Annotated in this window: 13 protein-coding genes; 8 read left to right on the forward strand and 5 right to left on the reverse strand. The window is 66.1% G+C overall.

The genetic code is table 11. The features are described from left to right. Nucleotides 1-183: 183 nt before the first annotated feature. On the reverse strand, nt 184-1,215 hold the full coding sequence (locus tag GGR48_RS11420; RefSeq protein ID WP_183952025.1) for a glycosylasparaginase: 1,032 nt from the start codon (nt 1,213-1,215) through the stop codon (nt 184-186). Between the two features lie 332 nt (nt 1,216-1,547). Between GGR48_RS11420 and GGR48_RS18395 the strand changes: the two genes are divergently transcribed. Beyond that, the gene (locus GGR48_RS18395; RefSeq protein WP_338110529.1) at nt 1,548-3,935 is read left to right on the forward strand and encodes a TonB-dependent receptor plug domain-containing protein; all 2,388 of its coding nucleotides are present in this window, start codon (nt 1,548-1,550) and stop codon (nt 3,933-3,935) included. A gap of 894 nt (nt 3,936-4,829) precedes the next feature. On the opposite strand, the gene GGR48_RS11430 is transcribed toward GGR48_RS18395, so the two are convergent. The 3 genes from GGR48_RS11430 to GGR48_RS11440 are packed head-to-tail and all read right to left on the reverse strand — an operon-like array spanning nt 4,830 to nt 7,293. Next, nucleotides 4,830-5,771 (reverse strand): Gfo/Idh/MocA family protein, encoded by a 942-nt coding sequence (locus tag GGR48_RS11430; RefSeq protein ID WP_183952026.1) that lies wholly within the window; start codon nt 5,769-5,771, stop codon nt 4,830-4,832. A gap of 5 nt (nt 5,772-5,776) precedes the next feature. Beyond that, a complete protein-coding gene (locus GGR48_RS11435; RefSeq protein ID WP_183952027.1) occupies nt 5,777-6,406 on the reverse strand; it encodes a 2-dehydro-3-deoxy-6-phosphogalactonate aldolase in 630 nt (209 codons plus the stop codon). Next, nucleotides 6,403-7,293, reverse strand: a complete 891-nt coding sequence (locus GGR48_RS11440) for a 2-dehydro-3-deoxygalactonokinase (protein WP_183952028.1) — start codon at nt 7,291-7,293, stop codon at nt 6,403-6,405. The genes GGR48_RS11435 and GGR48_RS11440 overlap by 4 nt, the downstream gene beginning before the upstream one ends. A 337-nt stretch (nt 7,294-7,630) precedes the next feature. Between GGR48_RS11440 and GGR48_RS11445 the strand changes: the two genes are divergently transcribed. Both GGR48_RS11445 and mqo read left to right on the forward strand, forming a co-directional pair. Then, nucleotides 7,631-7,774 carry a hypothetical protein gene (locus GGR48_RS11445; protein WP_183952129.1) on the forward strand — a complete coding sequence of 48 codons (144 nt, stop codon included), beginning with the start codon at nt 7,631-7,633 and terminating at the stop codon, nt 7,772-7,774. Beyond that, complete coding sequence (gene mqo / locus GGR48_RS11450) at nt 7,764-9,488, forward strand: malate dehydrogenase (quinone) (protein WP_240456124.1); 1,725 nt, start codon at nt 7,764-7,766, stop codon at nt 9,486-9,488. The genes GGR48_RS11445 and mqo overlap by 11 nt, the downstream gene beginning before the upstream one ends. Nucleotides 9,489-9,561: 73 nt before the next feature. Here the strand turns inward: mqo and GGR48_RS11455 are convergent, their stop codons facing one another. After that, nucleotides 9,562-9,939, reverse strand: a complete 378-nt coding sequence (locus GGR48_RS11455; RefSeq protein ID WP_221211490.1) for a hypothetical protein — start codon at nt 9,937-9,939, stop codon at nt 9,562-9,564. A 125-nt stretch (nt 9,940-10,064) separates the two neighbouring features. Between GGR48_RS11455 and GGR48_RS11460 the strand changes: the two genes are divergently transcribed. The 5 genes from GGR48_RS11460 (at nt 10,065) to GGR48_RS18400 (ending at nt 17,451) form a co-directional block, all read left to right on the forward strand. Beyond that, nucleotides 10,065-11,027 (forward strand): ArsR/SmtB family transcription factor, encoded by a 963-nt coding sequence (locus GGR48_RS11460; RefSeq protein WP_183952031.1) that lies wholly within the window; start codon nt 10,065-10,067, stop codon nt 11,025-11,027. Further along, nucleotides 11,024-11,965: a methylenetetrahydrofolate reductase gene (metF, locus tag GGR48_RS11465; protein ID WP_183952032.1), complete on the forward strand. Its 942-nt coding sequence runs from the start codon at nt 11,024-11,026 to the stop codon at nt 11,963-11,965. Before GGR48_RS11460 ends, metF begins: the two co-directional genes overlap by 4 nt. 313 nt (nt 11,966-12,278) lie before the next feature. Continuing rightward, nucleotides 12,279-13,325 carry a homocysteine S-methyltransferase family protein gene (locus GGR48_RS11470; RefSeq protein ID WP_183952033.1) on the forward strand — a complete coding sequence of 349 codons (1,047 nt, stop codon included), beginning with the start codon at nt 12,279-12,281 and terminating at the stop codon, nt 13,323-13,325. 143 nt (nt 13,326-13,468) lie between these two features. Beyond that, nucleotides 13,469-16,066, forward strand: coding sequence for a methionine synthase (gene metH, locus GGR48_RS11475; protein ID WP_183952034.1), 2,598 nt, complete (start codon nt 13,469-13,471; stop codon nt 16,064-16,066). Between the two features lie 209 nt (nt 16,067-16,275). Continuing rightward, entirely contained in the window at nt 16,276-17,451 is a 1,176-nt protein-coding gene (locus GGR48_RS18400; protein ID WP_183952035.1) for an EAL domain-containing protein, read from the forward strand. Nucleotides 17,452-17,453 lie beyond the last annotated feature (2 nt).

Raw genomic sequence — 17,453 nt, forward strand, 5'->3', positions numbered from 1 at the left:
GCTTGATCAGGTCCGTTCCCTCACACACCGGACATCGCATGCCATCCTCCCTGTCCCAAATCACCAGAACGAAGAAGAACCCGAAAAGCAGCCACAGTGAACAGTCCCCCTGCAAGGGGAGGGGGACCAGCGAAGCTGGTGGAGGGGTATCATCGCTTACGAGGGAAGTCGCTGCTCGCCCTCTTATGCCTTGAACAGCGACGGGGCCTTTTCCACTCGCGTGCGCCCGACGGCATCGGTCACCGCATAGGTGAAGCCCGGCAACAGGCAGAAGGCTCCGATCCGCCCGGCCGGGTCCATCGCCAGGAAGCCGACCTGCACCCCCTTGATCGCGTCGCCACGCAGGGCGGCGATGTGCCTGGCCGCCTCCTCGCACGCCGCCTGCGGGGCCATGCCGCCGCGCATCGAGGCGACGACGCGGGCCGTGCCGCATACCCGCGTCACCTCCTCGCCCAGCCCGGTCGAGGTCGCGCCGCCGACCCCACGCTCGACATAGAGCCCCGAGCCGACCTGCGGCGAGTCGCCGACCCGTCCGCGCAGCTTGAACGCCATGCCGGAGGTCGTGCAGGCACCCGCCATCCGCCCCTTGGCATCGCGCGCGAGCATGCCGATCGTGTCATGGTCGAGCGCGCCGCCGGGCGTGCCGGGGCGACCCGCGCCATAGGTGCCCGTCTCGCTATTGGCGACCGGCCGATAATTCTGCGCCTTCATCCACTCGCGCCACGCCTTTTCCGCCTCGGGTGTCAGCAGGTTGACGCGGGGGAAGCCCCGGTCGCGGGCGAAGCGCGTCGCGCCCTCGCCGACCAGGAAGGTGTGCGGCGTATGCTCCATCACCGCGCGCGCGACCGAGATGGCGTGGACCGTATCCTCCAGCGCGGCGACCGCGCCGACGCCGCCGGCATCGTCCATGATCACGGCGTCGAGCGTCACATGCCCGTCGCGGTCGGGATAGCCGCTATAGCCGACCGAGTGGTTGTTCGGATCGGCCTCGGGCACCTTCACGCCCGCCTCCACCATGTCGATCAGCGAGCCGCCCGCGCGGCCGGCGGCGAAGGCGGCGTCATTGGCCGGCGCGCCGAAGTCCCAGGTCGACAGGATCGTCGCGCGTGGGGCGGCGGCCTGTGCGAAGACGCGGCCCGGCGCCGCCGCCAGCCCCGCCACGATACCCGCCCCGCGTAGGAATGCCCGCCGCCCATCCTTCGTCCCGTTCATCATCCCGTCATGTCCCGACTGCGATATTGCTGTTCGACGCCGATAGTGCGGCCACGCTGGGCCAAGCGCAAGCGGGGCATAGACCGATTGCGAACCAATCCGATTTGCTGTTCGTCGCTGACCGGCGCTCTTTGCGCTGGGTGGTCTCCGCTGGCGATCGCTATTATGATCCAAGATATTGAAATCGTTTGTTGATGTGACTTTTTGGTCACGTCGGCCGGCAATGTATGCCTTGGCTGCAAATAGGTATGGTTTAGGTATTGACCTATTAACGTAACTGATTTGTCTTTTTCCCTAAGCCCGACACGAGATCATTCGGGGCAAAGGGGAGATTTATGAAGATCCATCAATCCGCATCCTGGTTGGCGCTTTCGGCCGCGACCATGATGTTCGCGGCACCCGCCTTCGCGCAGCAGGTCGGCCCGACGGATACCCAGGACGCCGCCGCGCAAGGTGGCACCGATCAGGATCGCGACGCGTCGATCAGCGCGAACGCCGCCGCCACCCGCTCCGCCGCGATCACCGGCACGCCGCAGGCCTCCAGCGGGGGCGAGGTCATCGTGACCGGCACCCGGATCAGCCGCCCCAATCTGGCCTCCGCCGCGCCGATCACCTCGGTCACGCGCCAGGACATCCAGGCGCAGGCGCCGCTGAACGTCGAGGAGGTGCTGAACCGCCTGCCGCAGGTCGCCCCCGACGCCCAGTCCAACTATGCCGATTCCGACGGCCGCCAGCGGATCAAGCTGCGCAGCCTGGGCTTTGAGCGCACGCTGGTGCTGGTCGACGGCAAGCGTCTGGGCACCCAGAACGGCCAGGACACCGGTATCATCCCCGCCAGCCTGCTCGAGCGTGTCGACGTCCTGTCGGGCGGCGCGTCGTCGGTCTATGGCTCGGACGCCATTTCGGGCGTGGTCAACTTCGTCCTGCGCAAGGATTTCGAGGGCCTGCGTGTCGACGGCAATTACAATTTCTACAACCACAACAACACCAGTAACCTGGTCACGCCGATCGCCAACGCCGCCGGGTTCAGCAGCCCGCGTGGCCTGACCAATGACGGCGGTCGTTCGGACATCACGGTGACGGCGGGCAAGAAGCTGCTCGACGACCGGCTGAATATCTCGGGCTTCTTCAACTATCGCCAGGCCGATCTCGTGCGCAACGGCGCGCGCTCCTACGCCGCCTGCCCGATCGCGCAGTTGTCGAAGGACTCGGCGCTGTCGTGCTCGCCGCTGTCGACCTATTCGCGGAGCGGCTTCGTCTCGCCCACGTCGGGGCCGAATGCCAACGCGCAATATGTCAACAATCCCGATGGCACGCGCAGCTTCGTGCCCTTCGGTCCGGGGGCGGGTCTGGCCGCCAACCCCTATGACGACGTGTCCTTCCAGCGCGCCAATGAGCGCTACACGGCGGGCGGCTTCGTCAACTTCAAGATCGCGCCCGAGGCCGAGATTTACGGCGACGGCATCTGGTTCCGCGACACCTCCGAAAACCCGACGCCGCGTCGCGTCTATTCGTACACCGTTGCGGGCACGACGCCCTATCAGGTGAATTGCGACAACCCCTTCCTGTCGGCGGGCCAAGCGGGGGCGCTGGGCTGCACCGGCGCCACCGGCTATGTGCCGCTCGACGTGCGCTATCGCTTCGACGGACAGCCGTCGCAGGCCGACCGCTTCGTCAATATGGGCTTCCGCGCCACCGGCGGCGTGCGCGGCAAGATCGGCGAGGCCTGGTCCTATGATGTCGGCGGCGTCTATGCCCGCAACCAGCAGGACTGGTATCTCGGGCCGACGTCGCAGAACGACCGCGTCAACCGTGCGCTCGATGTCGTCAACGTCAACGGCGTGGCCACCTGCCGCTCGGTCGTGAACGGCACCGATCCATCCTGCGTCCCCTTCGACGCGTTCCGCGCCGGATCGGGCAGCACCGCGCTGACCAACTATCTGTTCTCGGACGGCGCGACCGGGCAGCGCCGCACGGTCACCCAGCTGTTCGACGCCATCGCGGTCGTCAATGGCGACCTGACCGGCTATGGCATCAAGACGCCTTGGGCGGATGACGGCCTGGCCGTGTCGCTGGGCACCGAATATCGCAAGGATCGCCTGATCTCGACCGCCGACGCTGGCTTCGTCGACCAGTTCGGCGAGCAGGACGCGCGGCTGAGCCAGGATGTCTGGGAATCGAATATCGAGCTCCAGGCGCCGCTGATCCAGAACAAGCCGTTCGCGCATCTGCTGCAGACCAATGGCGGCTTCCGCGTGTCGAAGTACAGTTCGAACCCCAAGACCTTCTCGACCTGGAAGATCGAGGGTCTGTACGCGCCGGTCGCCGACCTGACCTTCCGCGCCTCGTACAACAAGGCGCAGCGTGCACCGACGGTGATCGAGATCCGGCAGGCGACGCAGGTCAATTTCGGTCGCAACACGACGCTGACCGATTTCTGCGCACCGGTTTTCGCGCACCCAGGCGGACGGCACGGTCACCACCGCGCCGATCGGCTCGCGCGAGCTGTGTTCGAAGACGGGGCTGGCGGACAATCTGTACGGCAGCGCCTCGCTGCTGTGCCCGACCGAGGGCTGCACCGTGCGTTCGGGCGGCTTCACCGCCGATCCGGAAACCGCCTATACGCTGACCTATGGTCTGGTGGTGAAGCCCAGCTTCATTCCGGGTCTGGTCTTCTCGGCCGACCGCTATCAGGTGCGGATCGTCAACTCGCTGGGCTATAACGGCGCGGATTATTATCTGCAGGGCTGTCTGGCGTCGAATGGCGACCCGTTCTTCTGCAACGGCATCGTCCGCGATCCGACCACCGGGTCGATCGGCAATGCGCCGGCGGGCAATCCGTCGTCGGGCTTCGTGCGGCAGGGGACGACCAACTATTACCGCACGCTGGCCTATGGCTGGGACTTCCAGGGGCAGTATTCGCTCGACCTGAACAAGGCGGGGCGCTTCGACTGGAGCTTCAACGGCTCGCTGTCGACGCTGGCCGGTGGCCAGGACTCGCCGCTGCGCAGCCAGTATAACTGCGCGGGCTACTTCTCGAACGGCATCTCGTGCGGCCAGCTGGTCCCGAAATGGGCGCATACGCTGCGCACCACTTGGACCACGCCCGACCGGACGTTCAACGCCTCGTTCAACTGGCGCTATACCGGCTCGCTGACCACCGCGAACAATTCGGGCAATGCCGATATCGGCGGCACGCCCGAGCGGTTCCAGAACACGTTCGCCCGCATCGCGCCGCAGAGCTTCTTCGACCTGGCGCTGACGTGGAATGTCGCACGCCGGTTCGCCTTCCGGATCATCGCGAACAACGTGTTCGACAAGACGCCGCCGATCATCCCGAACTCGTATCAGGTCGCCCTGTCGCGCAGCAACACCGCGCCGCAGCGTTACGACGCGCTGGGCCGTCAGATCGCGATCGGGACGACGATCAACTTCTGACGATAGGAGCGGGGCGCTTCGGTGTCCCGTTTCCGATGCGAAAAGGCCGGTCGTCCTGTTGGACAACCGGCCTTCTTTTTCGCTGGGGTTGGCGTGCACTTCGACGTCGCTCAGTGCGAACGGAGGCTGGTACCATTCCCAAATTTGTTCAGCCTGAGCGAAGTCGAAGGCCCAGGGAATTACTCCACGAAGTCTTCCACCTCACGCCGCTTGCCGCGCATGAAGGCGTCGGCGACGTGGCGCAGCGGCGCGATGTCGACGTCCGAGCGGCCACCCTGCACCAATTCGGCGAACCGCGCGTACAGCCCCGGATACTCGCCGTGCAGCCCTTCCTCATGATGCGGCGTCGAGCCGTCGGGCAGGGTCAGTACCGCGCCGCCCTCGGCCAGCTTCAGCGTGCCGTCGGTCGTCTCGACGACGATGTCCCAACTCTGATGGCCTTCCTGTCGCCAGTCGAGGTCGAGCGTCACCGGCCTGCCGTCCGTCGTGCGGAAGGCGACATCGGCAGCGATCGGCGCGTCGCGATTGGCGGGGAAGTCGAGCGTCGCCTGCTCGATGAAGAAAGGCTGCGGCATGATGTGCGTCGCGATCGACAGCGCGTTAATGCCCGGATCGAACACCCCGAAGCCGCCCGCTTCCCAAATCCAGGCCTGGCCCGGATGCCATTGGCGCACATCCTCGCGCCAGGTGATCGCGGCGGACGTGACCTTGCGGGCCGACAGCCATTCGCGCGCCGGCTCGACGCCCAGCGCGTAACGCGAGTGCCAGCTGGCGAAGAGGGTGACGTTCGCTTTGGCCGCCAGCTCCTCCAGCACCGCCACTTCGGCCAGCGTCGCGCCCGGCGGCTTTTCGAGGAAGACGTGCCAGTTATTCTCCAGCGCGGCGGCGGCGATGGCGTGGCGGACCTGCGGCGGGGTGCACAGCGCCACCGCATCGACGGCGATGTCGCTCTTGGCCAGTTCGTCGATGTCGTGGAAGTGCGGCACGCCCTCGACCCCGTTGGGGGAGCGGCTGACGGTCGCGACCAGCTCGAAGGCCGGGTTCCCCGCGATGGCGGGGACATGCTGGTCATGGGCGATCTTGCCCATGCCGACCAGCGCGAGACGGATCGTGTCGGTCATCGGTATCAGCGTGCCTTTTCGACATAAGCGCGCGCCGACACGGCGACATCCGCCGCCGGCTTGCCCGCGCGATAGAGATTGGAGCCCAGGCCAAAGCCGTCCGCGCCGTGCGCGCGCCACTCGGCCATGTTGTCGGGGGTGACCCCGCCGACCGCCAGCACCGGGACGTCGCGCGGCAGGACCGCGCGCTGCGCCTTGAGGAAGGTGGGCGAGGCGCCTTCGGCCGGGAACAGCTTCAGGCCATGCGCGCCGGCCTTCAGTGCGGCGAACGCCTCGGACGGGGTGAAATAGCCGGGCAGCGAGATCAGGCCTTGCGCCACGCTATGTGCAATCACGTCCGTATCGGTGTTGGGCGAGACGATCAGGCGGCCGCCCGCCGCCTTCACCCGGTCGACCTGTTCAGTGGTCAGGACGGTGCCGGCGCCTACGATCGCCCGGTCGCCGACATGGGCGGTGATCGCGGTGATGCTGTCATAGGGATCGGGCGAATTGAGCGGCACCTCGATCAGGGTGAAGCCCGCCTCGACCAGCGCATCGGCGACGGGGATCGCCTCGGCGGGAGTCAGGCCGCGCAGGATGGCGACGAGGGGGCAGGCGGCGAAGGCCTTGGCGAAACTCTGGGCGGGGTCGGTCATGACAAATGCTCCCGAATGGCGTGAAGACCGGCGAGGAAGCCGGCATGGCTGTCGAGCGCGACGACGCGGCCGCCGCGTGCCTCGATCCCGACGGTGTAGAGGTCGGCGAGCAGGCCACCGGACAGGAGATGGACGGTCCGCCCCGCCATATCGGGCACCGCGCCGATGTCGTTGCCGATCAGCAGCCCGCTGGCATAGGCGGCGGCGTCATGCGGCGCGATCCGCCCGAGCAGGACCGAGGCGCGCACGCCGAACAGCGCCGCCGTCAGGTCGCATGCGCCGAACCCGCGCGTCAGGCCGTCGCGAAAGGCCGCGCCGTCCGCCACCGGCCCGTCGAGCATGCCGGCCAAGATGCCATGCCCCTTGACCAGCGCGAACAGCTCGCCGGTCATGGTCGTCGCGAAGTCGGTGATGCGGCCGTCCCGGCTATGGACCCACTTGTTGTGCGTGCCCGGCTGCGCGAACAGCGCGTCGGCCGGGGCGAGGCCCGCGGCGATCGCGCCCAGCACCTGCACCTCTTCGCCGCGCATCACATCGGCGCGGGTATCGGTCAGCAGCGAGACGCCGGGGACGATGGTGACGCGCTGCTCGGCGATATGGGTGGCGGCGCCCGCCAGCATCGCGAGATCGGCGGGGGCGGGGACATAGGCCGCCTCGTGCCAGCCGCGTGTCGAGCCGACCATGCCTGCCGCGATAATGGGCAGGTCGCCCAGCCGATCGCGGATCGCGGCGATCTCCGCCGGGTAATCCCCCGCCGCCATCGCGAGCACGCCGCGATCGTCGCGCACGGTGTCGAGCATCGTGCCGTCGTCGGCGATCACATAGATTCGGCGGTTGGTCGTACCCCAGTCGATCGCAAGATAGGCGGGCGTAACGTCTGATGGCACGGCGGGCACGGCCTCTCCTGAAATTTTTATGCGGGATTTGTAGGACAATAAATTTGGCCACGCAAGCCGGGTACGGGCGGCTTTTTGAGCGGTTTGCCGACCAACCATCCCCCGATCGTGCCAAGCGATGAGCGGAAAATTGCACAAGGTCGACAGCATTGCAGATATTGCGATGCGTTATCTATAAGTGTGCGTGCAAGGGGCGGGGCCGTCCTGTTGACTGTCCCGGCAAAGCCGTCGAACAGCGCATTTGGCCAGCATGGACCGGCGACAGGAGTCGGGTATGCGGGTGGCAGGTATAGGAAGTCGAATTTTAGGGTGAGGATCGGAAGGCCGGTTGTGGCCGCTTTTCCGCGCGCGATTGCGGCTGGTGGAAGGGCTGCCCCCGTTTTTGGACATCGCGGTCATGCCGTTCGTCGCGACCATGGTTGCCGACAGTGCGGATGACCTCAACCGAGAAGGCGTCGAACATGCGGAATGACGATCGAAACCAGCGGGGCCGCGCGCGTGCTCCCGAAGCTATCGGCCAGGGCGGGATCACCCGGCGGGCCATGATGGGCTCCGCGCTGGCGGCGGGCACCGCGTCGGTCGCGCCGTTCGTCGCCGAGGCCGCGGCATCCGAGCACAAGGTCGACGTGTTGCTGATCGGTGGCGGCATCATGAGCGCGACGCTGGGCGTCCTGCTGCGCGAGCTGGAGCCGGGCTGGACGATCGAGATGGTCGAGCGGCTGGACAAGGTGGCCGAGGAAAGCTCCAATGGCTGGAACAATGCCGGCACCGGTCACTCGGCACTGTGCGAGCTGAACTATACCCCGGTCAACGAGGCCGACGGGCGGGTCGAGATCAAGAAGGCGATCGAGATCAACGAGCAGTTCCAGGTCACGCGCCAGTTCATGAGCCATCAGCTGCGCACCGGCGTGCTCAAGAACCCGCGCAGCTTCATCAATTCTACCCCGCACATGAACCTGGTGTGGGGCGATGAGAATGTCGCTTTCCTGCAAAAGCGTCACGCCGCGCTGCTCGCCAGCCCGCTCTTCTCCGGCATGGAGTTCACCACCGACCCGCGCCAGATCGCGCAGTGGGTGCCGCTGATGATGGAAGGGCGCAAGGGCGGGCAGAAGCTGGCTGCGACCCGCTCGACGCTCGGCACCGATTGCGAATGGGGCGAGGTGACCCGCCAATATATCCGTTCGCTCCAGGGCCAGCCCGGCGTGACGCTGACCACGGGGCATGAGGTCCGCTCGCTGGAACGCAATGCGGACGGCACCTGGCGGGTGACCGCGCGCGACATGAAGACGGGCGACAAGCGGATCATCACCGCGCGCTTCGTCTTCGGCGGGGCGGGTGGCGGTGCGCTGCCCATCCTGCAAAAGTCGGGTATCCCCGAAGGGGACGACTATGCCGGCTTCCCGGTCGGCGGCTCGTTCCTGGTGACCGAGAACCCCGCCATCGCGCGGCGTCATCTCGCCAAGGTCTATGGCAAGGCCGCGACGGGATCGCCGCCCATGTCGGTCCCGCATCTCGACACCCGCTATCTGAACGGCAAGCAGGTGCTGCTGTTCGGGCCGTTCGCCACCTTCTCGACCAAGTTCCTGAAGGAAGGCTCGTACTTCGACCTGCCCAAGTCGGTGACGCTCGACAATTTCCGGCCGATGCTGTCGGTCGGGTGGAACGAGTTTCAGCTGGTCGAATATCTCGCCGGCCAGCTGATGATGAGCCAGGAAGACCGGATGAACGCGCTGCGGGAATATTTCCCCAATGCCAAGGACGGCGACTGGCGGCTGTGGCAGGCGGGGCAGCGCGTCCAGATCATCAAGCGCGATCCGGACAAGGGCGGCGTGCTGAAGCTGGGCACCGAGATCGTCGCGTCGAAGGACGGATCGATCGCCGCGCTGCTGGGTGCCTCGCCGGGCGCATCGACCGCACCGTCGATCATGCTGAACCTGATCAAGAAGGTCTTCCCCGATCGGTTGGCGACGCCGGCCTGGCAGGCGAAGATCCGCGAGATCGTGCCGAGCTATGGCACGGCGCTGAACGAGGATCGCGACCTGCTGGCGCATGAATGGCAGGCGACGGCGGAAACCTTGCAGCTGACGATGGCGCCGCCACCGGTCTCGTCGCCCGCCACCACCGAGGCGCCGCGCCCCGAGGCGACGCGGGTCAGCCCCAACCGGCATCCCGATCTGGCGCTGTAAGCGCCGATCGCGGGCATAAAAAGGGGCCGGCCGTGATACGCCACGGCCGGCCCTTTCTACGTTGACGTCGCGATCAGCGGCGGACGTCTTCGCCCGCGCGGACCAGGGCGTTGCCGGTCGCCTGACGGGCATTGTCGGCACCCTGCTCGATCTTGTCGCCCGCACGGTTGAGATTGCGGTCGAGATTGTCGCCGGCGCGGTCGGCCTGGGCGGCGGCGCGGTCGCCAGCGCGGTCCAGCTTGTCGCCGGCGCGGTCCATGGTGTTCTCGGCCGAATTCAGCGCACGCGCGGTCGCGGCCTGGACATCGTCGGCGGCATTCTGCGTCGTCGCCTTCACGTCCGAGCCGATGGCGTCGGCGGCCTGCTCGGTCTGCTGCTGGGCATTCTCGCTGCACGCGGTCAGCGACAATGCGGCGGCACCGGTCAGGGCGAGGATCAGGGCCTTCTTCATGGCAAACACTCCCGTTTCAAACATATGATCGGCGTGCCAACGCAGATTATCCGTTTCGGGTCCGTGCCGGCCGAAATCTGTTCGCTCCGTTGACCGCATATAAAGATATCTTTATATCATGATCCATGGCGAACGCGCTCGAAATCTTTCGCGCTCTGGGCGATCCGACGCGGCTGCGCATATTGGCGCTGCTCCGCTCGATGGAGCTGTCCGTCGGCGAACTGGCGCAGGTGCTGGGTCAGAGCCAGCCGCGCGTCAGCCGCCATGTGAAGATCCTGGTCGACGCCGAACTGGCCGAGCGGCGCAAAGAAGGCAGCTGGGTCTTCGTCGCGCTGGGCGACCGTGAGGCGGTGGAGCCGATGACGGCCGCGCTGGACCGCTGGACCGCCGACACGCCCGATCCCTGGGTCGTGGCCGATGTCGCGCGGCTGGCGGCGGTGCGCGCCGACCGGGCGGCGAGCGCGGCCGCCTGGTTCGAGGATCATGCGGGCGAGTGGGATGCGATCCGCTCGCTTCATGTCGCCGACAGCGAGATCGAGGAGGCGATGGCGAGCCTGATCGGCGAAGGTGATCTGGGTGCGCTGATCGATATCGGCACGGGCACCGGGCGAATGCTGGAGCTGTTCGGCGACCGGGCGGACTCGGCGCTGGGCATCGATCGTTCGTCGGAGATGCTGCGGCTGGCACGTGCCAAGCTGCACGGGCGCGCCAATACCGAATTGCGGCAGGCGGACCTCTATGCGCTGCCCATGGGCGACGGCGCGGCGGATATCGCGATCCTGCACCATGTCCTCCACTTCGCGCAGCAGCCGGGGGCGGCGATCGCCGAGGCGGCGCGGGTATTGGGGCCGGGCGGGCGGCTGTTGATCGCGGACTTCGCACCGCATGATCGTGAGGAATTGCGGCAAAAGGCGGCGCATAGCCGTCTGGGCTTTGCCGATGAGCAGATGGCCAGCTGGTTCGGTCCCGCCGGGCTGACGTTGGCCGAGACCAGGACGCTGGAGGGCGGCGAACTGACCGTCAAACTCTGGCTGGGTGTGAAGAAGGGGCTTCGGCCCGTCGAGACGAATAGGGTGAGGGCGGCATGACGAACACGATCCTGACGCGGGCCGAGGCCGCGTTGGCGCATGAGGAACCGCTGTTCGCCGATGTCGGCGGCGATATCGCGGTGAGCTTTGAATTCTTCCCGCCCAAGACGGAGAAGATGGACGCGCAGCTCTGGGACGCGATCCGCACGCTGGAGCCGCTCGACCCGCGCTTCGTCTCGGTCACGTACGGCGCGGGTGGCTCGACGCGTGAGCGCACCCACGCCACCGTCGCGCGCATCCAGCGTGAGACGACGATGGACGCCGCCGCGCACCTGACCTGCGTCGAGGCGACCCGCGAGGAGATCGATCAGGTCGCGCAGGAATATTGGGCGGCGGGCGTGCGGCATATCGTGGCACTGCGCGGCGATCCGCCCGCCGAGGGGGCGCGTTTCGTCAGCCATCCGGGCGGTTATGAAAATGCCGCCGATCTGGTCGCTGGCCTGAAGAAGCTGCACCCCTTCGAGATTTCGGTCGCGGCCTATCCCGAATGCCATCCGGACTCGGCCGATCAACAGGCCGACATCGATAACCTCAAGCGCAAGATCGACGCCGGGGCGAACCGGGCGATCACGCAGTTCTTCTTCTCGCCGGAAGCCTATTTCCGCTTCCGCGATGCCGCCGCTGCGGCGGGGATTACGGCGGAGATCGTGCCGGGCATCCTTCCGGTGTCGAACGTCGCGCAGACCCGCAAGTTCGCCGCCATGTGCGGGGCGCGTATTCCCGACTGGATGGACCGTCTGTTCGAGGGGCTGGACGACCATCCCGGCGCGCGCCAGCTGGTCGCCGCGACCATCGCCGCCGAGATGTGCCGTCGTCTCTATGCGGGCGGGGTGAAGGGGTTCCACTTCTATACGCTGAACCGTGCCGAGCTGGCCTATGCGATCAGCCATTTGCTGGGCGTGCGGGGGAAGAAGGCCGAGGCGGTCGTGGCGGCGTGACGATCAGCCCCCTCCCGCAGGCGGGAGGGGGTTGGGGGAGGGTGGTTCGGCAGGCTGTGTCGCCTGTGGCTTTCCCTCCCCCGACCCCTCCCGCCTGCGGGAGGGGAGACGATAAGTAGAGGGTCAATGGCAGACCCAGGCACGCCCCTCTCGCAAGCGAGTTTCAGGTTGGTCATGCCCCCGGCATGACCTAAACGGTGCGGGGCACCGTTTACCTGAAACTGGGGTGGGGGAGGGCAGGGCCACGGGCGATGACGCCTGAGGCTTCCCAACCCTAAAAAAAACAACCGCTCGCCAGAGCAGGAGCAAGACGATGACGACCCGCGACACATTCCTCGCCGAAGCGGCCAAGCGCATCCTGATCACCGATGGCGCGTTCGGCACCGAGATCCAGAATTGGAAGCTGGACGAGGCGGCCTATGCGGGGACGCTGGGTTTGGCCCACGACCAGAAGGGCAATAACGACATCCTGGCACTGACCAAGCCCGAGGTACCCGAGTCCATCCACCGCGCTTATTTTGAGGCGGGGGCCGACATTGCCGAGACCAACACCTTCTCCGCCAACCGGATCAGCCAGGCCGATTACGGTGCCGAACATCTGGTACGTGAGATCAATGTCGAGAGCGCCAAGCTCGCCCGCCGCCTGGCCGATGAGTATCAGGCGAAGGATGGCCGCCCCCGCTTCGTCGCGGGCGCGATCGGGCCGACCAACAAGACGCTGTCGCTGTCGCCGGACGTCAACGATCCGGGTTATCGCGAGATCGACTTCGATTTCCTGAAGGATGTGTACCGCGAACAGATTGACGCACTGGTCGAGGGCGGGGCGGACTTCATCCTGATCGAGACGGTATTCGACACGCTGAACGCCAAGGCCGGGATCATGGCGACGATCGAGGCGGGTGAGGCGCTGGGCCGCGACATCCCGATCATGCTGTCGATGACGCTGACCGATCTGTCGGGCCGCAACCTGTCGGGCCATACGGTCGAGGCCTTCTGGCACGCGGTGCGCCATGCCAAGCCGCTGACCATCGGGCTGAACTGCTCGTTCGGCGCGGAGCAGCTGCGGCCGCATGTGAAGACGCTGAGCGAGATTTGCGACACGCTCATCATGATCTACCCCAATGCCGGGCTGCCCAACGAGCTGGGTGCCTATGACGAGGTGCCAGTGACCACCGCCGGACTGGTCGGCGAATGGGCGGTTGAGGGTCAGGTCAATGTGCTGGGCGGCTGCTGCGGCTCGACCCCGGCGCATATCAAGGCGATCGCGGAAAAGGTGAAGGGCATGAAACCCCGCGCCATCCCGACCCCGCCGGTCGTCACCCGCCTCGCCGGGTTGGAGCCGTTCACCATGGCGGCTTGAACAATCCTCCCCGGCACGGGGAGGGGGACCAGCGAAGCTGGTGGAGGGGGGTATCCACCAGCGACAGAATTTGAGGAGACCCCCCTCCACCAGCCTCCGGCTGGTCCCCCTCCCCGCGAGCGGGGAGGATTTGAGAAGACACCATGACCACCAACACCTCCACCAATTTCGTCAATGTCGGCGAGCGGACCAATGTCACCGGCTCGGCGGCGTTCAAGAAGATGATCCTGGCGGGCGACTATACCCGCGCGGTGGAGGTGGCACGCAGCCAGGTCGAGAATGGCGCGCAGGTGGTCGACGTCAACATGGACGAAGGGCTGCTCGACGCCGAATACGCGATGACGACCTTCCTCAAGCTGATCGCCGCCGAGCCGGATATCGCGCGCGTGCCGATCATGATCGACAGTTCGAAATGGAGCGTGATCGAGGCGGGCCTGAAGTGCGTCAGCGGCAAGCCGATCGTCAATTCGATCAGCATGAAGGAAGGCGAGGAGGCGTTCCTCCACTATGCCCGCCGCTGCATGGCGTATGGCGCGGCGGTGGTCGTCATGGCCTTCGACGAGGTCGGGCAGGCCGACACCAAGGACCGCAAGGTCGAGATCTGCGCGCGCGCCTACGACCTGCTGATGGGGATCGGCTTTCCGCCGGAGGACATCATCTTCGACCCCAATGTCTTCGCGGTCGCCACGGGCATCGAAGAGCATAACAATTACGGCGTCGACTTCATCGAGGCGTGCCGAGAGATCAAGGCGCGCTGCCCGCACGTTCATATCTCGGGCGGCCTGTCGAACCTGTCGTTCAGCTTCCGCGGCAACGAGCCGGTGCGCCGCGCGATGCATTCGGTGTTCCTCTACCACGCCATCCCGGCGGGGATGGACATGGCGATCGTCAATGCGGGGCAGCTCGACGTGTATGACACGATCGACCCCGAACTGCGCACGGCCTGCGAGGATGTCGTCCTCAACCGCGACCCGGACGCGGGCGAGCGGCTGGTGGCGCTGGCCGAGCGATTCCGGGGCACCGACGCGGTGGCGGAGAAGCAGGCGGCCGAATGGCGCGGCTTCGATGTGCGCAAGCGGCTGGAATATGCGCTGGTCAAGGGCATCGACGCGCATGTCGTCGAGGATACCGAGGAAATGCGCCAGGCGATGGATCGCCCGATCGAGGTGATCGAGGGGCCGCTGATGGACGGCATGAACGTCGTCGGCGACCTGTTCGGATCGGGCAAGATGTTCCTGCCGCAGGTGGTGAAGTCCGCCCGCGTCATGAAGAAGGCGGTCGCGCACCTGCTGCCCTTCATCGAGGCGGCCAAGGAGCCGGGCGCCAAGGGCAAGGGCAAGATCGTGCTCGCGACCGTGAAGGGCGACGTCCACGATATCGGCAAGAACATCGTCGGCGTCGTGCTCCAGTGCAACGGCTTCGAGGTGGTCGATCTGGGCGTCATGGTCCCCTGGTCGAAGATCATCGAAGCGGCGAACGAGAATGACGCCGACATGATCGGCCTGTCGGGCCTCATCACCCCCTCGCTCGACGAGATGGTGACGGTCGGCGAGGAGATGCAGCGGGCGGGCATGACCATGCCGCTGCTGATCGGTGGCGCGACCACCTCCAAGGTCCACACCGCGCTGCGCATCGCGCCCGCCTATGCGGGGCCGGTGGTCCATGTCCTCGACGCCAGTCGCGCGGTCGGCGTGGCGACGACGCTCGTGTCCGATACCCAGCGCGATCCTTACGTGGCGCAGGTCGCCGCCGATTACGAAGCCGTCCGCAAGGCGCGCGAGGGGAAGGGGGCCAATGCGCTCCTGCCGCTGGAGGAAGCCCGGGCGCGTGGCTTCGTCGCGGACATGGCGCTGAAGGCGGGCGATCCGAAGCAGCCGGGCGTCCATGTCTATCAGGACTGGGACCTGTCCGACCTGCGCGACTATATCGACTGGACGCCGTTCTTCCGCGCCTGGGAACTGGCGGGTAATTTCCCCGCCATCCTGACCGACGAGGTCGTCGGCGAGAGCGCCAGCGGGCTGTATGCCGATGCGCAGGCCATGCTCGACACGATCATCGCTGAGAACTGGCTGACCGCGCGCGGTGTCGCCGCACTTTGGCCGTGCCGCCGCGACGGCGACGACGTGATCCTGACCGCCGAGGGTGAGGACACCCGCATCCCGTTCCTGCGCCAGCAGATCGCCAAGCGCGAGGGTCGCGCCAATATGTGTCTGGCCGACTTCATCGACCCCGCCGGCGACTGGATCGGCGGCTTCGCGGTCGGCATCCACGGCATCGACGCGCATATCGAACGCTTCCGCAGCAATCACGACGATTACAACGACATTCTGCTTAAAGCGCTGGCCGATCGTCTGGCGGAGGCGTTCGCCGAGCGGCTGCACGCACATGTCCGCACCGACCTGTGGGGCTATGCGGCGGGCGAGCAACTGACCAACGACGCGCTGATCCGCGAGCAATATCGCGGCATCCGCCCCGCGCCGGGCTATCCGGCATGCCCCGAGCACAGCATCAAGCGCACGCTGTTCGACCTGCTGGGTGCGGAAGAGGCGGTCGGGCTGGAACTGACCGACAGCTTCGCGATGCTGCCCACGGCGGCGGTCAGCGGCTTCTACTTCGGCCATGCCCAGGCGGAGTATTTCGGCGTCGCGCGAATCGGCGAGGATCAGGTGGCGGATTATGCGACCCGACGGGGCGTCGACATGGCGCAGGCGACGCGCTGGTTGCGACCCAATCTCGACTGATCACGGGACCATCCCAACCACGAGATTGATCTTCATATATAAAATAAGTTGCAATCGATATTAGGAATCGCTCTTAAAAAAGAAGGTTAACGCTCCTGCCCCATCTTTATAGCCTATCAAGCACATGGTAGTTACGCCGGTGTCTTAACACATGCGTTCACTGGGGAGTTGGGGCTTGGTGTTCTGCCTCTTATAGGGGTCGGGGGAAAGTGCCGGAGGGCTATTACGACGTCGAGATCAGCAATCTCGCGTTGATCGAGGCTTGCTGGGGGGCGGCCGTCGCGGATCAGGTGATCGACCATGTCCAGATGCGGCTCCACCATGCCGGGCTGCGGGTTGCGCAGGACGACGCGCGCGGGCGTTTCCGGATCGTCTGCAACATGCGCAGGCCGGGTTTCGTCGATCACCAGCATCTGGCCGATCTGCCCTATCGCCTGTCCGCCGAACCCATCTCGATCGAACGCGCCACCAATGAAAGGGCGGCGCTGCATGCCGTCATATCATGGCAGTGCGACAATCTGCCGCGCTATCGCTCTCCGCGTGACATCCAGGTCGATCACCAGGAACGTTGGTTCGCGATCTACAAGAGCGACATGCAGATCGTCGCCTATCTCTTTCGCTGCATGAAGGAGGGGCGGCTCGCCCCGCACTGGCAGGCCGTCCGCGACTATCGCGATCCCGGACAGGTCCTCTATCACGAAGCGCTGTTGCGGTTCAGCGAGCCCAACGAAGCGCTGTCGCCGGGCGTCGTCTTTCTGGCGCTGGAGCGGACCGGTCTTGCCTCGACCTTCGACTGGCTGATGGTGTCCCATGTCATTGAGGAGCTGGAGGCCCATCCGGGGGTGACGCTGGGCGTGAACATCTCGGCCCATTCCGCGCATCTGCATGGCTGGTGGGGCAGCGTGATCGAGGATTTGCGCGCCCGTCCGGGACTGGCGCAGCGGCTGGTCGTCGAGATCACCGAAACCGAACCGCTGACCCATGTCGCCGACGCGGTGATCTTCGCGCGACGGCTGCGCGACTGCGGCGTGACGCTGGCCCTCGACGATTTCGGAACGGGCTATATATCGATCCGGCATCTCATGGAGTTGATGCCCGCCTTCGTGAAAACGGACGGGTCGTTCGTGAAGCGGGCGATCTGCCCGATCGATCCCTGTTATGCGCTTCCCCATATCGTCGGCCTGGTCCACGCGCTGGGCGGTACGGTGATCGTCGAAGGCGTCGAGACGGCCGGGATGGCGGACCTGGCCTATGTCAGCGGCGCGATATGGCAGCAGGGTTATTTCCATGGCGAGCCCGGTCTGATCCGCAGCGGGATTACCCGACCCCTGCCACGTCTGCCCGATTACGAGCAGCGGCGGACACCTGCACAATGGCGACATTGATC

Origin of the sequence: Sphingomonas pseudosanguinis, assembly GCF_014196255.1 — a bacterium.
In the GTDB taxonomy this organism is placed as follows: domain Bacteria; phylum Pseudomonadota; class Alphaproteobacteria; order Sphingomonadales; family Sphingomonadaceae; genus Sphingomonas; species Sphingomonas pseudosanguinis.

Coding starts and splice junctions, on each gene's coding strand:
- metF (WP_183952032.1), top strand. CDS start 11,024: ATGACGAACACGATCCTGACGCGGGCCGAGGCCGCGTTGGCGCATGAG.
- mqo (WP_240456124.1), top strand. CDS start 7,764: ATGCGGAATGACGATCGAAACCAGCGGGGCCGCGCGCGTGCTCCCGAA.
- GGR48_RS11430 (WP_183952026.1), bottom strand. CDS start 5,771: ATGACCGACACGATCCGTCTCGCGCTGGTCGGCATGGGCAAGATCGCC.
- GGR48_RS11420 (WP_183952025.1), bottom strand. CDS start 1,215: ATGATGAACGGGACGAAGGATGGGCGGCGGGCATTCCTACGCGGGGCG.
- GGR48_RS11455 (WP_221211490.1), bottom strand. CDS start 9,939: ATGAAGAAGGCCCTGATCCTCGCCCTGACCGGTGCCGCCGCATTGTCG.
- GGR48_RS11435 (WP_183952027.1), bottom strand. CDS start 6,406: ATGACCGACCCCGCCCAGAGTTTCGCCAAGGCCTTCGCCGCCTGCCCC.
- GGR48_RS11470 (WP_183952033.1), top strand. CDS start 12,279: ATGACGACCCGCGACACATTCCTCGCCGAAGCGGCCAAGCGCATCCTG.
- GGR48_RS11460 (WP_183952031.1), top strand. CDS start 10,065: ATGGCGAACGCGCTCGAAATCTTTCGCGCTCTGGGCGATCCGACGCGG.
- metH (WP_183952034.1), top strand. CDS start 13,469: ATGACCACCAACACCTCCACCAATTTCGTCAATGTCGGCGAGCGGACC.
- GGR48_RS18395 (WP_338110529.1), top strand. CDS start 1,548: ATGAAGATCCATCAATCCGCATCCTGGTTGGCGCTTTCGGCCGCGACC.